Raw genomic sequence first — 15,884 nt, forward strand, 5'->3', positions numbered from 1 at the left:
TCGGCAGCTCATCGGCCCTCACTGAAGGTGTCGGATGAGGGACCCGAAGTGTGACAGGCGTTCGGACGTACGGGTCAAGAGTAGACGTGCGGTGCGAGCACGGCGACGTCGCGCAGGTTGCGGTAGCGCTCGTCGTAGTCGAGGCCGTAGCCGACGACGAAGTCGGTGGGGATGTCGAAGCCGACGTACTTGCAGTCGATCTCGACCTTCGCCGCCTCCGGCTTGCGCAGCAGGGCGAGTACCTCGATCGAGGCGGGGTCGCGCGAGGCGAAGTTCTCCAGCAGCCAGCTCAGGGTCAGGCCGGAGTCGATGATGTCCTCGACGATCAGGACGTGCTTGTCGTGCAGGTCGGTGTCGAGGTCCTTGCGGATCTGGACCACGCCGCTGGACTTGGTGCTCGAGCCGTAGCTCGACACGGCCATCCAGTCCATCGGCGCGTGCATCGGCAGCGCGCGTGCGAAATCGGCCATCACCATGACCGCACCCTTAAGGACGCCGACGAGCAGCAGGTCCTTTCCGGCGTAGTCCTCGGCGACCCGTGCTGCGAGCTCGACGAGCTTGGCCTGAATCTCCTCCTCTGTGACGAGGATCTGTGCAAGGTCGTCCTGGATCTCCGCGGCGCGCATGGATCGATTTTATGTGACGCCGGGGTGCCCTTCGGCACTAATGTGAGCGTGACCAGGGCGAACGCCCCGACGGAAGGAATTCGCATGGCCCTCGATGACATCCTCGCGCAGGTTCCGATCGACGACATCGCCGCGAAGCTGGGGGTGTCGCCCGGCGAAGCGAAGAAGGCGGTCGAAGAAGGCGGCGCGGTGCTGCTGACCGGCCTCGCGAAGAACGCCGAGAGCGCGGAGGGCTCCGCGGCGATCCAGAAGGCGCTGCGCAAGCACGAAGGCGCGACGCCGACGAAGGTCGACGAGATCGACGAGGCCGACGGCGACAGGATCGTCCGGCACGTCCTCGGCGACAAGAAGGCCGAGGTCACCACCAAGCTCACCGAGTCGAAGGAGACCGCGGGGATCGACTTCGGCAAGCTCCTGCCGATCCTCGCCCCGATCGTGATGAACCTCATCGCGAACGCGAGCAAGGGCAAGGCGGAGAAGGCGGGCGCATCCGGGGAGGGATCCGGCGGGATCGGCGACCTCATCGGCGGCATCCTCGGCGGCGGGTCGCAGGCAGGCACCGGCGGCGGCATCGACCTCGGCGGGATCCTGGGCAGCCTGTTCGGCGGCAGGAAGTAGCTCAGCGCGCGGTGAAGACGATCCGTCCGCCGCGGCGTGCCGCCGTGCACCCTGGTAGATCGATCGGTCCCTGACCGGACCAGTCCGTGGCGAGGCGTGCGACCTCGAGCGTCTGCGCGCGGGTCAGGCTCACGCCGAACTCGCTGTCGACCACGAGGCGGATGATCCGGTTGCGCAGTGCGGCCGGGTTCGCGGCGAGCGCCGCGACGCTGACCGAGATGCCGGCTTCGGCGTGCTCGACGATGTCCTCGATGGTCTCGTGGATCATCTCGTCGAAGGCCTCGGCATCCTCACGGAGCTGCTCGGCCGTCCGGGCGAGCGCCTGCGCGATGCCGGGCCCGAGCTCGGACTCGAGCACGGGAAGGACGCGTTCGCGCACGCGCACGCGGGCGAAGCGGTCGTCGGCGTTGTGCGGGTCGTCCCAGATCTCGAGCTCGGATGCCGCGCAGAACGCTCTCGTCGTCTCGCGCCGCACGGACAGCAGCGGGCGGAGCCAGCGGAGCCCTCCCTCGTCTTCGCGTGCGGGTGCCATCCCCTGCAGGCTCGTGGCGCCGGAGCCGCGGGCGAGGCCGAGCAGGACTGTCTCGGCCTGGTCGTCGAGCGTGTGCCCGAGCAGCACGGCGGCCGCGCGTTCGGCGCGGGCAATCCCCCGGATGGCCGCGTATCGAGCATTGCGCGCCGCGGCCTCGATGCCCTCGCCACGGCCGGAGACGTCGACCTTGGTCTGCAACGCGTCGTCTACTCCGATGTCCTCCGCTGACACGGCGGCCGTCGCCGCGACGCGGTCCGAGCCCTCCTGCAGCTGATGGTCGACCGTCAGACTGAGGACCTTCATGTTCCTGGCGCGTGCTTCGAACACCGTCGCCGCCGTGAGCGCGAGCGAATCTGCGCCACCGGAGAGCGCGACGATCAGGGTGGATCCGTCCGGAAGATCGGCGAGCGCGGAGCGGACGGCGAGTCGGACCTCTGCGACGGCAGGATTCAGCGAGGGCACGCCTCCACGGTAGCCGCTGCGCAAGGAGTCTCACGCGAGGCGGTTTCCGCGAAGTAGGCTTGTCCGCGGCATCCAACCGTCTTTTCTGAGGAGCACACGCATGGGCGCACACGACGCCGTCATCGAGATCCCGCGCGGCAGCCGCGTGAAGTACGAAGTCGACCACGAGACCGGACGAGTCCACCTCGACCGCGTCCTGTACACGACGTTCGGATACCCGGCCGACTACGGCTACTTCGACAACACGCTCGGAGAGGACGGCGACCCGCTGGACGTCCTGGTCTTGCTCGACCACGCGATCTACCCGGGCGTCGTCGTCGAGGTCCGCCCCGTCGCCGTGCTGAAGATGAGCGACGAGGCCGGCGGAGACGACAAGCTCGTCGCCGTCCTGAGCAAGGACCCGCGCTGGGCGCACATCCAGGACATCGGCGACCTGGCCGAGTACACGAAGAAGGAGATCGAGCACTTCTTCGAGCACTACAAGGACCTCGAGCCCAACAAGTGGGTCAAGGTCGACGCCTGGGGGGATGCCGCGGAGGCGCAGCGCATCCTCGATGAGGCGATCGTCCGGTTCGGCGAGCAGGGTCACTGACCCCTCGCACCCGACGCACGAAGCCCCCGGAACCGCGATGCGGCCGGGGGCTTCATGCGTCAGGTGAGCGCTCAGACGGAGACGCCGCGCGAACGGAGGAAGTCTGCGGGGTTGACCTTGTGCGGGCGGTACACCTCGAAATGCAGGTGACAGCCCAGCGAGCTTCCGGTGTTGCCCGAATAGGCGATGAGCTGGCCGGCGTCGACGCGCTGCCCGCGCCTGACGAGGAGCCCGCCGCGCCGGATGTGGGCGTATCCGGTGCCGACCCCACCGCTGTGCGCGATCTTGATGTAGTTGCCGTAGCCGCCGTTGTCGCCGGAATACTCCACGACACCTGCGGCCGCGGCGTAGATTCCCGCGTCGCATCCGTTGGCGAAATCGAGTCCACGGTGCCACCCCGAGGAGCAGTTTCCGTTCGAGCACTTCACGGGGCGAGGACCGTAGCCGGAGGAGATCCGGCCGCCATGCGGACGAACCCATCCACTGCCGTTACCGCCGCCGCCGCCGCCACCACCTCCGCCACCACCGCCGCCTCCGCCACCGGATGACGCGGCTGCGGCCGCGGCTGCAGCAGCGGCCGCTTCCTTTCTCCGGCGCTCCTCCTCAGCCTTCCGGCGCACTTCCACGCCCTGCTGATACTGAGCGACGGTCGTGGCCGTCGTGTCCTTGAGGGCAGCGAGCTGGGCCTCGAGGGTTTCACGGTTCGCCGCCTGCTCGTCCAGAGCCGCCTGCGCCGCATCCGCGGCGTCCTGCGCCTCGATCATCTTCTGCTCAGCGACCTTCTGGAGGCGGTCGCGCTCGTCGCGCGCGACCGTCGCCTGATCGCTGAGCTGCTGAGCGGCGTCGCGCGCCGCGACGGCGTCGTCGTAGACCGTCTGGTTGTACTCGAGCAGTTTGTCCATCGTGCCGAGCTTGGACAGCAACTGATCGGCGTCCGCGGCGGAGCCGGAGAAGAAGAGCTGGAGGGCGGTGTCGTCGCCACCGTTGCGGTACAGCTGAGAAGCGACCTGCCCCGCCTTCGTCGCTGCGGCGTCGGCGGCTCCGGCCTGCGCATCGGCCTGCGCCTGAAGGTCCTCCGCTTCGGCTGCGGCATCGAAGTACGCCTGCTGCGCCTCGTAGAACGCGTTGGACGCCGCTTCGGCCGCGGCCTGAGTGTCGGCGACTTTCTGCGTCAGCCCGGCGATGAGGGCTTCGATGCGCGTGATCTCGGCGGCCTTGGCCGCCTCGTTCTGCTTCGCACGCTGGACGTCGTCCCAGCTCGGGTAGGTCGCGGCATGCGCGGAGTTGACGCCGTTCGAGATGCCGAAGGCGCTCAACGCCACGACACTGAGCGCGCCGAGGCCGATCGCGCTCCGACGCGTGATCGATCCACGGTCCCAGAAAGCACCGCGCTCCGTCGGACTCGGGGCACAGCCGCATTCTTCGGACGCCGCTCGGGCAGCTTCGTCCGTAACCTTCTCGTTCACACGGCTCCTTCCGCCGGTTTCACAGATGTCACACTAACAACAAGTTTCACATCTGCAACAGGGTTAGCGCACGTTCGACTTGGGCACGGGTCTGCCTGGGACGACGCGACCGACGACTTCCATCGTCCTCCCGACACGCCCGATCGGAAAGAGGACGCGCCCTCGATTCGCGTTTTCGTCGAAGCATCCTTTATGCTTGAGCGTCGGCAAGGAAGTCCCCCGGGACAGACTTCGGCCCCATCGTTTAGCGGCCTAGGACGCCGCCCTTTCACGGCGGTAGCACGGGTTCGAATCCCGTTGGGGTCACTCCTACGGTTCCGATACAATTTAAAAGCATGGCCCTGTAGCGCAGTTGGTTAGCGTGCCGCCCTGTCACGGCGGAGGTCGCGGGTTCAAGTCCCGTCAGGGTCGCTCTGAGCGACAGGCCCTTTTCTCGAAGAGGGCCTGTCGTCTAAGACGCGGCAGGTTCGTTCGTGCCGCGAGGCTCTGTAGCTCAGTTGGTAGAGCGCACGACTGAAAATCGTGAGGTCACGGGATCGACGCCCGTCGGAGCCACAGGGTGATCATTACAATCACCTTAGAAACCCTCGCCTAGCTTCTACATGGCGGGGGTTTTGCTTTGCCCTGGTGCGGCCCCGGCCTTCGGTACGGCAGGATGGCGCCATGACCCACGCTCGACGCATTGGTGCGTTCGTATTGACGGCGGCATCCATCGTTCTGTTCACCGGATGCGGAACCACGCCAGACCTCTACGCCGACCTGCAGGGCGAGCAAGACAGCCAGGACGAGCTCCCACAGCTCGAGGACGACGCGTACGAATCGGTCGACGTCGCCTCCAGTCGCTACATCGGAGAGCACGACGGGACGTCGATCTGGCTGGCACAGGGCCTCGAAGAGTCATCGCTGTGTCTCGTCGCCGATGCGGGAGAACAATGGGTGGTCGGCTGCAGCGGCGGCGGCCCCCTCAACGTCGGAGGTGTGGTCGGCGAGTTCGAGGTGCTGCCGGACGGGATGCCGACGCCCGAAGGGGCGACGAAGCTCTCGGACAACGTCTACGCCTGGTGAGACCAGCGCGCGACCACCAGCTCCGCTGACCCGGGGACGCCGCCCGCTTGCCGGTAGCGTGAACGGTATGACCTCCGGAACCCGTCGCGTCGAGCTCAATCTCCACAAGCCCTGGTTCGCGCTGTACGCCGGCATCCGTCCGACCTTGGTGATCGAGGGAAAGGGCCAGCCGACGCAGTGGGGTCTCGGCACCTGGCAGGTCTCGTCCGAACACGACGAGATCCTCGGGGTGTTCCTGTTCAACCGCATGTGGCGCTTCGGACAGGCAGAGATCACGCTCCGACCGGAGGACGAGGGGATGCTGAGCTACCGCGCCCCGGCCCTGCCGTTCCTGCGCGGGCGGCTCCGGCTGACGCCCGCCTGAGCTTCGCCGCTATGCCGCCCACGGATGCGTGGGATCGAGATGGACGATCGTGCCCCGCAGCCACGCACGCTGGCGCTCGTCGAGAAAACCGAGCGTCGCCTCGGCATCCACGATGTCCTTGTCGCGCACCTGCGCCGCCTTCATGAGCAGCACCACTTCGGGGTTGAGGTAGCGCAGAGCGTCCTCCGCGACCCAGGTCACCTCGTCGAGGTCGTACTCTTGCGACGGAAGCCGCTTGTTCGTCCATCTGTCGCCGTTGAATCTCGTCAGCGGCACATCGAGCACCCACGGCGAACGCGCATCGGCACGCACCCAGATCCCGCTGTCGCTGCGGATCTCACGGAACCGCTCGTCGAACGGACGCAGCCAGCCGCTGTCGGCGTTCCAGGTCGTCCACCCGCGCTCTGCGAGGAACACGCGCAGCGCCTCGGCATCGTGATGCGCGATCGAGACGTCCATGTCCTCATGGCTGCGGCTGACGCCCGTCGCGTTCTCGAGCGCCCATCCCCCGACGATCCACCACGGTCGGTCGAATCCCTCGAGGAAGCCGGCGATCGAGTCCGGTGTCAGCGGATCCCACGGCCCGTACCAGCGCGCGAACTCCTCCGGCGGCAGCGGCCTCGCGGACTCCGGCTGCGGAAGGGGGACGTGACCAGGCGACACCGTTCACGCCCTCGCGCGACGCCGCGCTGCGGCGTTGTGCACCACGATGGCGACCAAGGCGGCAACCGGCCCCACCAGGATGACGAGGAACGGCAGGTACCACGCGGTCATGCCGAGCATCACGGCTCCGAACACGATGAGCCCGGCTCCGATCGCCCGCAAGGCGACGGATCCCCGCGGAACCACCTCACCGTTGCGGAAGAGCGGGATCCGGATGCCTGCATTCGCGTGCAACGTGCTCGCCAGCGCGAGATGGAACACCACCACGCCGGTCACCGCAGCCAGCACACCGAAGACGAACATCGCCCCCACGCTACCAATGCGACGCGCGGGCGGCAGTTGAACTACTCCGGCTCCTGCGGACCGCGCGCCACACCGATCTGGCCCTGGCTCCACCACCGCTCGCGGCGGAGAAGGGAAATGTCGGTCATGCCCACGCATGACCGACATTTCTCTTCCACCTGACCTCGGCGGCGCCGGCGTCGCGCCGCGACCCAATTTGAAACGTTTTTATCACAGAGGCCGTTTCGGCTTGACGGACACCCCGAACCGGAGTTAGCGTTCACGGAGCCGTATTTCGGAAAACGCATTCCGAACGCGACTGCCCTGCCCTGCAACGTTGGAGAGCTGATGACGACGACCACCGCCGCCCCCGGCTGGGCTCTGCGCGTGCACGCCGCCTTCGACTGGATCTGGTGGGTCGCGACGGTCAATGTGCTGTGGATCGCCTTCACACTCGCCGGCGGCATCGTGCTCGGCGCCGCGCCGGCATCCGTAGCCGCCACGGAGTTGACCCGCCGTCGCCTGCGCGGCGACGGGTTCGCCGCCTGGCGCTGTTTCGCACAGGCCTGGCGACGCGAGTTCTGGCGCGCCAACGCCGCACTCGGCCCCGCGTTCGTGATCACGGTCCTGCTCGCGGCCAGCGCTATCGGCCAGTACGCCGCCGGCTCTCTCGGCGCCCCGCTCGGCATCCTGACCAGCGCGGCTCTGGCCCTCGCCGTCGCCGTCACGGCCGTCGCCGTCACGATGTTCGCCCACTACGAAGTCCCCCTGCGCGCCTACGCACCGACGGCATTCCGCTGGGTGATGCGCAATCTCCCGCACGCGATCCTGCTGCTGCTCGCAGCGGTGGTGGTCGTGACGGCGAGCTTCATCCTCCCTGGCATCATCCCGTTCCTCTCGCTCGGCGCCTGGCTCACCCTCAGCACCGCGCTGTGCATCGGCTTCTTCACCGCGAACGACCGCCGCCTCGCCGAGGCGCATCCCACGACCTGATCTCCCCACCTCTCCCCTCCCCACCGAACGAAGGAGTTCCCCCATGAAGCACCGCACCATCGCCTCCGGCATCGGCCTCGCCGCCGTCGCCGCCCTCGCCCTGACCAGCTGCTCCGCCGGTCCGGATGCCGGAGCGGATGCCGCCGAGCTCGAGACGCTGACCATCATGGCTCCGTATCTCTCCACCAACGCCCCCGAGGACGGCAACCAGTTCGAGACAGCGATCGAAGACGAGATCGGCGTCGACCTCGACATGACGTGGGTGCCGAACTCGTCCTACGGCGACAAGGTCAACATCACCCTCGCCGGCGACGACCTTCCGCAGGTCATGGTCATCCAGGGCAAGGACCCCGGGTTCGTCCGCAACGCCGAGGCCGGGGCGTTCTGGGACCTCACCGAGTACCTCGACGACTACGACAACCTCAAGACCACATTCCCGCAGGTGCAGCACTCCTCGAGCATCAACGGCAAGGTCTACGGCATCTTCCGCTCGCGCGACGTCATGCGCGAGGCCGTGATCATCCGCAAGGACTGGCTGGCGAACCTCGGCCTCGAGATGCCCACCACCACCGAAGAGCTCCACGAGGTCGCGAAGGCCTTCACCGAGAACGACCCCGATGGCAACGGCGCGGCCGACACCTACGGCCTCATCATCCCCAAGTGGCCGGGCACCATCGGCACGAACAGCCCGTGGGATGCCATCGAGACCTGGTACGGCGCCGGCAACCGCTGGACCGAACGCGACGGCGAGCTCGTCCCGAACTTCACCACCGACGAGTGGCTCGAGGCCGTCCAGTTCGAGCGCCAGCTCGTCGAGGACGGCGTCGTCAACGCCGACTACGCGACCTTCGACTCCGCGAAGTGGAATGAGCCGTTCCTCACGGGCAAGGGCGGCATCATCATCGACGTGCACTCCCGCGCCGGTCAGCTCATGAGTCTGCTCAAGGAGCAGGACCCGGAGGGCTTCCAGAACTACGTCGACGTCACGGGCAACCTCGAGGGCCCCGACGGTGAGCTGCACGCCCTCCCGACCGCCGGCTACAGCGGCTTCCTCGCGATCCCGAAAGCGCAGGTGAAGACCGAAGAGCAGCTGCGCGGGGTGCTCGAGGTGCTGAACGAGCTGAACTCGGAAGAGGTCGGCCCGCTGCTCAACAACGGCATCGAGGGCGTCACGTACGAGCTCGACGGCGACCTCGCCGTCGGCATCGACAGCGCGAGCCAGGTCGACAAGGACACCTCCGCCGCGTACGCGCAGCTCGGCACGAACGTCACCGGCTTCCAGGGCTACCTGCCCAAGCAGGCCTCGGAGTACGAGCAGGAGATGTACGACAAGCGCAAGGAGATCGAGGCCTCCGATCTCGAGTCCGCCGTCTACGACCCGTCGGCCGCCTACGTGTCCGATACCTACGTCTCCAAGGGTGCGCAGCTCGACACGATCGTGGCCGACGCACGCATCCAGTACATCGCCGGCCAGCTCGACCTCGACGGCCTCAAGGACGCCATCGAGCTGTGGCGCTCGAGCGGCGGCGACGACGTGATCACCGAGATCAACGAGCTGGCGGACGCCGACTCCTGATCCGGATCGCCGGGGCGGCACCGCGTGCCGCCCCGGCCTCCCGAGAGGTTCTTCCCATGACCATGCTCGACAACGCCGTCACGGCGACCGAGACGCTGACCGTCGAGAAGGCGTCCAAGCGGCGCCGCGGCGTCCGCGTGCACTTCACGCAGTTCAAGTGGCTCTATCTGCTGCTGCTGCCAGGCATCATCTACTTCGTCCTGTTCCGGTACTGGCCCATGTACGGCGCCATCATCGCGTTCAAGGACTACGTGCCCTTCCTCGGCATCCAGGACAGCCCCTGGGTGGGCCTCGAGCATTTCGAGGACTTCTTCTCGAGCCCCGATTTCCCTCGGCTGCTCGCCAACACGCTGATCCTGGCTCTGCTGAGCCTCGTGATCGCGTTCCCGCTCACGATCATCGTGGCGCTGCTGCTCAACGAGATGCGCCTCATCGTGCTCAAGCGGACGGTGCAGACCCTCATCTACATCCCGCACTTCCTCTCCTGGACCGTCGTCGCCTCGCTGACCTACTTGCTGTTCGCGCTCGACATCGGTCCGTTGTTCCAGCTCATCAACGGCATCCTCGGTACCGAGGTGAACTTCCTCGCCGACCCGGCCTGGTTCCGGCCGATCATCGTCCTGCAGGACATCTGGAAGAACACCGGCTGGGGAACGATCATCTTCCTCGCCGCCCTCGCCGGCGTCGACCAGGCCCAGTACGAGGCCGCGATCATCGACGGCGCCGGTCGGTTCCAACGCGTCTGGCACATCACGCTGCCCTCGATCGCGCCGACCGTCGTCGTCATGCTCGTGCTGCAGATGGGCCAGGTGCTCAACACCGGCTTCGAGCAGATCTACCTCATGACCAACTCGCTCAACCGCTCGGTCGCCGACGTGTTCGACACCTACGTCTACTTCATGGGTATCACGCAGGGCTCCTACAGCTACAGCACCGCCGTCGGCCTCTTCAAGGCGGTCGTCGGCGTCGTCCTCATCTTCGGCGCGAACTGGCTCGCCAAGCGCTTCACCCAGGCAGGAATCTTCTGATGGCTCGCGAGAAGTATCGATTCAACACACCCGCGGGGCGTGTGTTCGACGTGTTCAACATCGCGTTGATGGTCGCCGTCGCGATCCTCGCGCTCGTGCCGTTCGCGTTCGTACTCGCCGGGTCGTTCGCGACCGAGGCCGAGCTCGCGACGCGATCGTTCTTCCTGTGGCCGGAGACGTTCTCCCTCAAGGCGTACGAGGCGATCTTCACCAGCCCGGCATTCGTCAGGGCCCTGATCACGACGATCGCGGTGACCGCGGTGGGCACGGTCGTGCAGCTCGCCCTCACCGCATCCATGGCGTACCCGCTCAGCAAGGCGAACCTCCCCGGCGGAAAGCTCATCCTGTCGCTCATCGTGTTCACGATGGTGTTCGGCGGCGGCATGATCCCGACGTTCCTCGTGGTGAAGGACCTCGGGCTGCTGAACAACTACTGGGCGCTGATCCTGCCGATGGCGATTAATCCGTTCAGCCTCATCATCATCAAGAACTTCTTCCAGCAGCTCCCCGCCGAGCTGGAGGAGTCGGCGAAGATCGACGGCGCGAACGAGCTGCAGACGCTGTGGAGCATCATCCTGCCGCTGTCCAAGCCGGTCCTCGCGACATTCGCGCTGTTCTACGCGGTCGGCATCTGGAACGACTTCATGTCGCCGCTGCTGTACCTCAACGACAACTCGATGTGGACGCTGCAGATGTTCCTGCGCCAGGTGACCGTCGCCACCGACCTGTCGGTCGTCGAGCAGGACCCGACGCAGCTGCCTCCGGCTCAGGGCATCAAGTTCGCGGTGATCATCGTGGCGACCCTGCCGATCATCCTGTTCTACCCGTTCCTGCAGAAGCACTTCGCGAAGGGAATGCTGATCGGGTCGGTGAAGGGATGACCCTCGTCTACCGCAACGCTCTGACGTCGCAGGAAGATCTGGACGGCTGGGTCGCCGAGGGCCCCGTCTCGGCCCAGCCGACGGAAGAAGGGATGCTGCTCTCGAGCGGCGGAGGGTTCGATGACCACTTCACGTTCTGGTGCCCCGAGGTGTTCGGCGACCGCATCCGGATCACATGGGAGTTCTCGCCGCGCTCGGAGCCGGGGCTGGCGATGCTGTTCTTCGGCGCCGCGGCGGATGCCGAGCAGGCGCCGGATGCCGACGGCATCTTCGACGACGCGCTGACGCCGCGCAGCGGGGCCTACCCCCAGTACCACTCCGGCGACATCCGCGCTCTGCACGTGTCGTACTTCCGGCGCCGATGGGAGGCGGAGCGCGCGTTCCACACCTGCAACCTGCGTAAGTCACCGGGGTTCCACCTCGTCTCGCAGGGCGCCGACCCGCTGCCCCCGGTCGTCGACGCCCGCGCGGCGTTCTACCGCATCGAGGTCGTGAAAGACGGACCGCGCGTCGCCTTCTCGATCGACGACCTGCCCCTGTTCGACTGGACGGATGACGAGAGCGCGGGCCCTCGCATCACCTCCGGCCGCATCGGCTTCCGCCAGATGTCGCCGCTCGTCGCCTGCTACCGCAACCTGGAGGTTCACTCGCTGTGACCGACTCGACCGTGACCGACCCGATCGAGACCGTCCCGCTCCGTTGGCTCGACGACGCTCCGCCCGCACGGCTGCGCGGCGGTGCGACGTGGGGCGTGCCGCTGGCCCGCGGCACCGTCGCAGACCCTGCCGTCCTGCGTCTGCGGGAAGTCGGCGGCGGCGCCGTCCCCGCGCAGTTCTGGCCGCTCGCGACCTGGCCGGACGGCTCGGTCAAGTGGGCCGGTTGCGCGGTCGGAGCACTCGACGCGCCCCGCGCGTACGAGGTGGTGACGGGTGCGGATGCCGTCCCGACGGCCCCGTCCGCCGTGCGCGTCGAGCGCTCCGGAGACGAGATCGTCGTGGGCGACGGCATCCTCGAGATCGCCTTCCCGAGCGGACCGGCCGACGTGCTGGCCCGCCGGGTGATCCGCGACGGGCGCATCATCGCGGAAGACCTACGACTGGTGAGCCTCCTGCAGGACGAGCTGCCCGAGGACGGCGGGGCTGCCACGCGCCGGCGGTTCCGCTCACGCGTGCACACGGTGGACGTCGAGCAGGACGGTCCCATCCGGGCGGTCGTGCGCGTCGACGGTGCGCACAGGGACGAGGACGGCGACCGGGAGTGGCTGCCGTTCACTCTCCGCTTCGTCATCATCGCCGGCTCCGCCGAGGTGCGCCTCGTGCACACCGTGATCTGGGACGGCGACGCCGAGCACGACTTCCTCGCCGGTCTCGGGCTCCGCGCCGACGTGCCGTTGCACGCGGCACTGCACGACCGTCACGTGCGCATCGCCGGTGCCGACGGCGGCTTCTTCGCCGAGGCCGTCCGCGGTCTCACCGGGCTGCGCCGCGATCCGGGCGCCGAGGTCCGCGCCGCGCAGATCCGCGGCGAGCAGACGCCGCCGACGGACACCTGGAACCCCGAGGTCTCGAAACGGCTCGACCTCATCCCCGCGTGGAACGACATCACACTGACGCAGTTGAGCGCGGACGGATTCGGCATCCGCAAGCGCACGGCGCCGGGGCACGCATGGATCGATGCCGGTGCCGGGACCAGGGCAGAGGGATACATCGCGATCAGCGACCCGACCGGCGGCTTCGGCCTCGGCATCCGCTCGTTCTGGCAGTCGCACCCCGGCCAGCTGGACCTCCGAGGAGCAGGCGGCGAGCGCGCCGAGCTGACGGCGTGGCTGTACGCACCAGAGGCCCAGCCGATGGATGTCCGGTTCTACCACGACGGGCTCGGCCAGGATGATTTCGCGACCCAGCTCGAGGGCCTCGAGATCACGTACGAGGACTACGAGCCCGGTTTCGGAGACGCCCACGGTGTCGCCCGCACCCACGAGCTGACCCTGTTCACCTATGGCGCGACACCGGCGATCGAACAGGTCGCCGCCTCCGTCGAGGCGATGCAGCGTCCGCCGCTGCTGCAGCCGACGCCCGAGCACCTGCACGCGGTCGGCGTGTTCGGCGACTGGGCGCCGATCGATCGGTCGACGCCGGCGCGCACCGAGATCGAGGACAGCAACGACTTCCTGCTCGACTTCTATCTCGGTCAGATCGACCAGCGCCGCTGGTACGGCTTCTGGAACTACGGCGACGTCATGCACGCCTACGATCTCGACCGCCACGTGTGGCGCTACGACGTGGGCGGTTACGCCTGGGACAACAGCGAGCTCTCCCCCGATCTCTGGCTCTGGTACTCGTACCTGCGCAGCGGTCGCGCCGATGTCTTCCGCCTCGCCGAGGCGATGACCCGCCACACCGGCGAGGTCGACGTCTACCATCTGGGTCGCTGGCAGGGGCTCGGCTCCCGGCACAACGTCCAGCACTGGGGATGCAGCGCCAAGCAGCTGCGCATCTCGAGCCCGATCTATCGCCGCATCTTCCACTACCTCACGGCCGACGAACGCGTCGGCGACCTGCTCACCGAGCTCCGCGACAGCGACGAGCGCTTCGTCGACACGGATCCGACGCGCAAGGTGCGCCCGGATGCCGCGACCTACCGCCCCGATCGGACGGCGCTGGCCGTCGGCCTCGGAACCGACTGGGGAGCGCTTGCCGCCACCTGGCTCGCGGACTGGGAGCGCACCGGCAACGAGCGCTCGCGCGACCGGCTGCTGGGCACCATGGCCGACATCGGCGCGCTGCCGAACGGATTCCTCACCGGGGAGGCCCTGTACGACATCGAGACCGGCCGCTTCGACACGACGCGCGACCGCATCTCGGTCTCGCACCTCAGCGCGGTGTTCGGTCTGGTCGAGGTCGCGAGCGAGCTCATCTCGCTCGTCGACGTTCCCGGCTTCCGTGACGCCTGGCTGCAGTACTGCCGGCTCTATCTGGCGTCACCGGAGGAGCAGGAGGCCGCGGTCGGGCAACGGCTCACCGGCATCCACCTCGAGCAGGCGCACAGCCGGCTGACGGCATACGTGGCGGCCCAGACGGGCGACGATGCGCTGGCGGATGCCGCGTGGCGGGCCTTCGAGGGGATCGGCGAGTGGCTCGTGCACCGGCGGGACTTCGTGCTGCGCCGTATCGAAGGGCCCGCCGTGCTCAACCCGGTGGACGAGGCGCCCAGCGTCGGCACCAACGACGTCGCGCAGTACGGCCTGGCCGCGATCCAGAACCTCGCCCTGATCGGCGACCGGCTTCCGGAGGCGTAGCGGCCGCGCACGTGCCCGAGAATGGGGGTATGTCCTCCGAACGTCAGTGGCGGTTTCTGACCTCCGTCCGCAAGGCCATCCGGAGCGACCCGTCGCGCGTCGCGCTCACCGAGGTCCACCCGGTGCTGAGCGCGACGATCGTGTCGAAGATCCTCGATCTCGCCGTGCACATCGGCGCGGCGATGTTCGCGGTCGGCGCCTCCGCCCACGACGTCACCTTCGCGATCACACGGGTCGCGCAGGTGTACGGCCTCAAGGGCGTGCAGGTCGACGTGACGTTCACGTCGATCACCGTCTCGTACCACCGCGGCGAGGACGACTCCCCCACCACTCTTCTGCGGGTGGTGCACGCCGCATCCCCCGATCATGCGAAGCTGCAACGGCTGCAGGCGCTACTCGCCGACATCGGCGACGGCATGGACCTCGGCGAGGCCCGCGCCGCGTACCGCATGATCCGCCGCACGCCGTTCCTGTACCGCCCGGTCGTCGTGATCTTCGCCAGGGCGCTGCTCACCATCGGCGTCGCCATCCTGTTCGATGCGACGCCCGCCCTCATCGTCCTCGCCTTCATCGCCGCCCTGGGCGCGGCGTTCGCGCAGGCCGGCCTCGCCCGGTTGCAGGTGCCCTCGTTCTTCGGTCAGATCGCCGGCGCGTTCATCATCACCGTGTTCGCGGTCGTCGTGTCCGCGCTCGGTTCCGCGGGAATCGCGCCGTTCGACGGGGTGCGCCCCTCGATCATGGTCGCCTCGGGGATCGTGCTGATGCTCTCGGGGCTCTCCGTCGTCGCGGCGGCTCAGGACGCGATCGACGGATTCGCCCTGACGGCCGGCGGTCGCATCCTGGACCTGATCATGCAGACGGTCGGCGTCGTCCTCGGCATCCTCATCGGACTCGGACTCGCCCAGCTCGTCGGGTTCGGCATGGCGCTTCCGGACGACGCCGTTCCGTTCGGTCCGCTGCCCGCGCAGATCGCGGGCGCGATCATCATCGCGGTCGCCGTCGCCCTGTTCAACGGCGCCGGGCTGCAGATCGTCCTCGTCAGCGCCGTCCTGAGCGTGATCGCGATCCTCGGGTACAGCTCCGCGATCACGCTCGGGGTGCAGGAGGGCGCCGCGAGCGCCTTCGGTGCGCTGCTGGCCAGCTTCCTCGGAATCCTGATCGCGCGCGGACTGCATGTGCCGTCGGTCGCGGTCACGACGGCCGCGATCGTGCCGCTGGTCCCCGGGCTCACCGTGTTCCGAGGCCTGCTCGGGCTGGCCGATTCGGACGGCACTCCCGAGGCGATGCTCGTCAGCATCGCGCCGCTCGTGCTGGCCGCGTCGATCGGGGTCGGCCTCGCCGCCGGAGCCTCACTCGGCCTCTACCTGGGCACTCCGCTGCGCGCGACGCTCGCCGGGGTCGCCAAGTCGCGCGCGCGCGTGCGGCACTGACCGCGCGG

Annotated in this window: 16 protein-coding genes and 3 tRNA genes; 14 read left to right on the forward strand and 5 right to left on the reverse strand. The window is 68.0% G+C overall.

Annotated elements, in window-relative coordinates; all coding sequences use genetic code 11:
- Positions 1 to 74: 74 nt before the first annotated feature.
- Entirely contained in the window at positions 75 to 626 is a 552-nt protein-coding gene (gene hpt, locus OED01_RS13600) for a hypoxanthine phosphoribosyltransferase (RefSeq protein ID WP_264155821.1), read from the reverse strand.
- An 84-nt stretch (positions 627 to 710) separates the two neighbouring features.
- Here hpt and OED01_RS13605 point away from each other — a divergent pair, with 84 nt between their 5' ends.
- Positions 711 to 1,244, forward strand: a complete 534-nt coding sequence (locus OED01_RS13605; RefSeq protein ID WP_264155822.1) for a DUF937 domain-containing protein — start codon at positions 711 to 713, stop codon at positions 1,242 to 1,244.
- Between the two features lies 1 nt (position 1,245).
- On the opposite strand, the gene tilS is transcribed toward OED01_RS13605, so the two are convergent.
- A complete protein-coding gene (gene tilS, locus OED01_RS13610) occupies positions 1,246 to 2,238 on the reverse strand; it encodes a tRNA lysidine(34) synthetase TilS (protein WP_264155823.1) in 993 nt (330 codons plus the stop codon).
- 100 nt (positions 2,239 to 2,338) lie between these two features.
- Here tilS and OED01_RS13615 point away from each other — a divergent pair, with 100 nt between their 5' ends.
- Positions 2,339 to 2,830, forward strand: a complete 492-nt coding sequence (locus OED01_RS13615) for an inorganic diphosphatase (protein ID WP_167945513.1) — start codon at positions 2,339 to 2,341, stop codon at positions 2,828 to 2,830.
- Between the two features lie 71 nt (positions 2,831 to 2,901).
- On the opposite strand, the gene OED01_RS13620 is transcribed toward OED01_RS13615, so the two are convergent.
- The gene (locus OED01_RS13620; protein WP_264155824.1) at positions 2,902 to 4,296 is read right to left on the reverse strand and encodes a M23 family metallopeptidase; all 1,395 of its coding nucleotides are present in this window, start codon (positions 4,294 to 4,296) and stop codon (positions 2,902 to 2,904) included.
- 233 nt (positions 4,297 to 4,529) lie between these two features.
- Between OED01_RS13620 and OED01_RS13625 the strand changes: the two genes are divergently transcribed.
- From OED01_RS13625 to OED01_RS13645, 5 genes are all read left to right on the forward strand, one after another.
- Positions 4,530 to 4,602, forward strand: a tRNA-Glu gene (locus tag OED01_RS13625).
- Positions 4,603 to 4,633: 31 nt separating this feature from the next.
- Positions 4,634 to 4,707 (forward strand) — tRNA-Asp (locus OED01_RS13630).
- 71 nt (positions 4,708 to 4,778) lie between these two features.
- Positions 4,779 to 4,851, forward strand: a tRNA-Phe gene (locus tag OED01_RS13635).
- Positions 4,852 to 4,959: 108 nt separating this feature from the next.
- Positions 4,960 to 5,361, forward strand: coding sequence for a hypothetical protein (locus tag OED01_RS13640; protein ID WP_264155825.1), 402 nt, complete (start codon positions 4,960 to 4,962; stop codon positions 5,359 to 5,361).
- A 67-nt stretch (positions 5,362 to 5,428) separates the two neighbouring features.
- Positions 5,429 to 5,725, forward strand: coding sequence for a hypothetical protein (locus tag OED01_RS13645; protein ID WP_264155826.1), 297 nt, complete (start codon positions 5,429 to 5,431; stop codon positions 5,723 to 5,725).
- Positions 5,726 to 5,734: 9 nt separating this feature from the next.
- Here the strand turns inward: OED01_RS13645 and OED01_RS13650 are convergent, their stop codons facing one another.
- Positions 5,735 to 6,388: a nucleotidyltransferase domain-containing protein gene (locus OED01_RS13650; protein ID WP_264155827.1), complete on the reverse strand. Its 654-nt coding sequence runs from the start codon at positions 6,386 to 6,388 to the stop codon at positions 5,735 to 5,737.
- Positions 6,389 to 6,391: 3 nt separating this feature from the next.
- Entirely contained in the window at positions 6,392 to 6,691 is a 300-nt protein-coding gene (locus OED01_RS13655; RefSeq protein WP_264155828.1) for a hypothetical protein, read from the reverse strand.
- A 327-nt stretch (positions 6,692 to 7,018) separates the two neighbouring features.
- On the opposite strand from OED01_RS13655, the gene OED01_RS13660 reads away from it, so the two are divergent.
- The 7 genes from OED01_RS13660 to OED01_RS13690 are packed head-to-tail and all read left to right on the forward strand — an operon-like array spanning position 7,019 to position 15,876.
- Positions 7,019 to 7,663, forward strand: a complete 645-nt coding sequence (locus OED01_RS13660) for a YesL family protein (protein ID WP_264155829.1) — start codon at positions 7,019 to 7,021, stop codon at positions 7,661 to 7,663.
- 43 nt (positions 7,664 to 7,706) lie between these two features.
- Positions 7,707 to 9,239, forward strand: a complete 1,533-nt coding sequence (locus tag OED01_RS13665; protein WP_264155830.1) for an extracellular solute-binding protein — start codon at positions 7,707 to 7,709, stop codon at positions 9,237 to 9,239.
- Positions 9,240 to 9,295: 56 nt separating this feature from the next.
- Entirely contained in the window at positions 9,296 to 10,267 is a 972-nt protein-coding gene (locus OED01_RS13670; RefSeq protein ID WP_318841108.1) for an ABC transporter permease, read from the forward strand.
- A complete protein-coding gene (locus OED01_RS13675; protein ID WP_264155831.1) occupies positions 10,267 to 11,148 on the forward strand; it encodes a carbohydrate ABC transporter permease in 882 nt (293 codons plus the stop codon). Before OED01_RS13670 ends, OED01_RS13675 begins: the two co-directional genes overlap by 1 nt.
- On the forward strand, positions 11,145 to 11,804 hold the full coding sequence (locus tag OED01_RS13680) for a YesU family protein (protein ID WP_264155832.1): 660 nt from the start codon (positions 11,145 to 11,147) through the stop codon (positions 11,802 to 11,804). Before OED01_RS13675 ends, OED01_RS13680 begins: the two co-directional genes overlap by 4 nt.
- Positions 11,801 to 14,446 (forward strand): exo-rhamnogalacturonan lyase family protein, encoded by a 2,646-nt coding sequence (locus OED01_RS13685; RefSeq protein WP_264155833.1) that lies wholly within the window; start codon positions 11,801 to 11,803, stop codon positions 14,444 to 14,446. The genes OED01_RS13680 and OED01_RS13685 overlap by 4 nt, the downstream gene beginning before the upstream one ends.
- A gap of 29 nt (positions 14,447 to 14,475) precedes the next feature.
- Positions 14,476 to 15,876 carry a threonine/serine exporter family protein gene (locus OED01_RS13690; protein ID WP_264155834.1) on the forward strand — a complete coding sequence of 467 codons (1,401 nt, stop codon included), beginning with the start codon at positions 14,476 to 14,478 and terminating at the stop codon, positions 15,874 to 15,876.
- The last annotated feature ends 8 nt before the right edge of the window (positions 15,877 to 15,884 follow it).

It is taken from the genome of Microbacterium sp. M28 (assembly GCF_025836995.1).
Classification (GTDB): Bacteria; Actinomycetota; Actinomycetes; order Actinomycetales; family Microbacteriaceae; genus Microbacterium.

What these genes read in the sequence shown, in the direction of transcription:
- OED01_RS13670 (WP_318841108.1), top strand. Translation starts at nt 9,296, where the DNA reads ATGACCATGCTCGACAACGCCGTCACGGCGACCGAGACGCTGACCGTC.
- OED01_RS13660 (WP_264155829.1), top strand. Translation starts at nt 7,019, where the DNA reads ATGACGACGACCACCGCCGCCCCCGGCTGGGCTCTGCGCGTGCACGCC.
- hpt (WP_264155821.1), bottom strand. Translation starts at nt 626, where the DNA reads ATGCGCGCCGCGGAGATCCAGGACGACCTTGCACAGATCCTCGTCACA.
- OED01_RS13680 (WP_264155832.1), top strand. Translation starts at nt 11,145, where the DNA reads ATGACCCTCGTCTACCGCAACGCTCTGACGTCGCAGGAAGATCTGGAC.
- OED01_RS13675 (WP_264155831.1), top strand. Translation starts at nt 10,267, where the DNA reads ATGGCTCGCGAGAAGTATCGATTCAACACACCCGCGGGGCGTGTGTTC.
- OED01_RS13645 (WP_264155826.1), top strand. Translation starts at nt 5,429, where the DNA reads ATGACCTCCGGAACCCGTCGCGTCGAGCTCAATCTCCACAAGCCCTGG.
- OED01_RS13690 (WP_264155834.1), top strand. Translation starts at nt 14,476, where the DNA reads ATGTCCTCCGAACGTCAGTGGCGGTTTCTGACCTCCGTCCGCAAGGCC.
- OED01_RS13655 (WP_264155828.1), bottom strand. Translation starts at nt 6,691, where the DNA reads ATGTTCGTCTTCGGTGTGCTGGCTGCGGTGACCGGCGTGGTGGTGTTC.
- OED01_RS13665 (WP_264155830.1), top strand. Translation starts at nt 7,707, where the DNA reads ATGAAGCACCGCACCATCGCCTCCGGCATCGGCCTCGCCGCCGTCGCC.
- OED01_RS13605 (WP_264155822.1), top strand. Translation starts at nt 711, where the DNA reads ATGGCCCTCGATGACATCCTCGCGCAGGTTCCGATCGACGACATCGCC.
- OED01_RS13640 (WP_264155825.1), top strand. Translation starts at nt 4,960, where the DNA reads ATGACCCACGCTCGACGCATTGGTGCGTTCGTATTGACGGCGGCATCC.
- OED01_RS13615 (WP_167945513.1), top strand. Translation starts at nt 2,339, where the DNA reads ATGGGCGCACACGACGCCGTCATCGAGATCCCGCGCGGCAGCCGCGTG.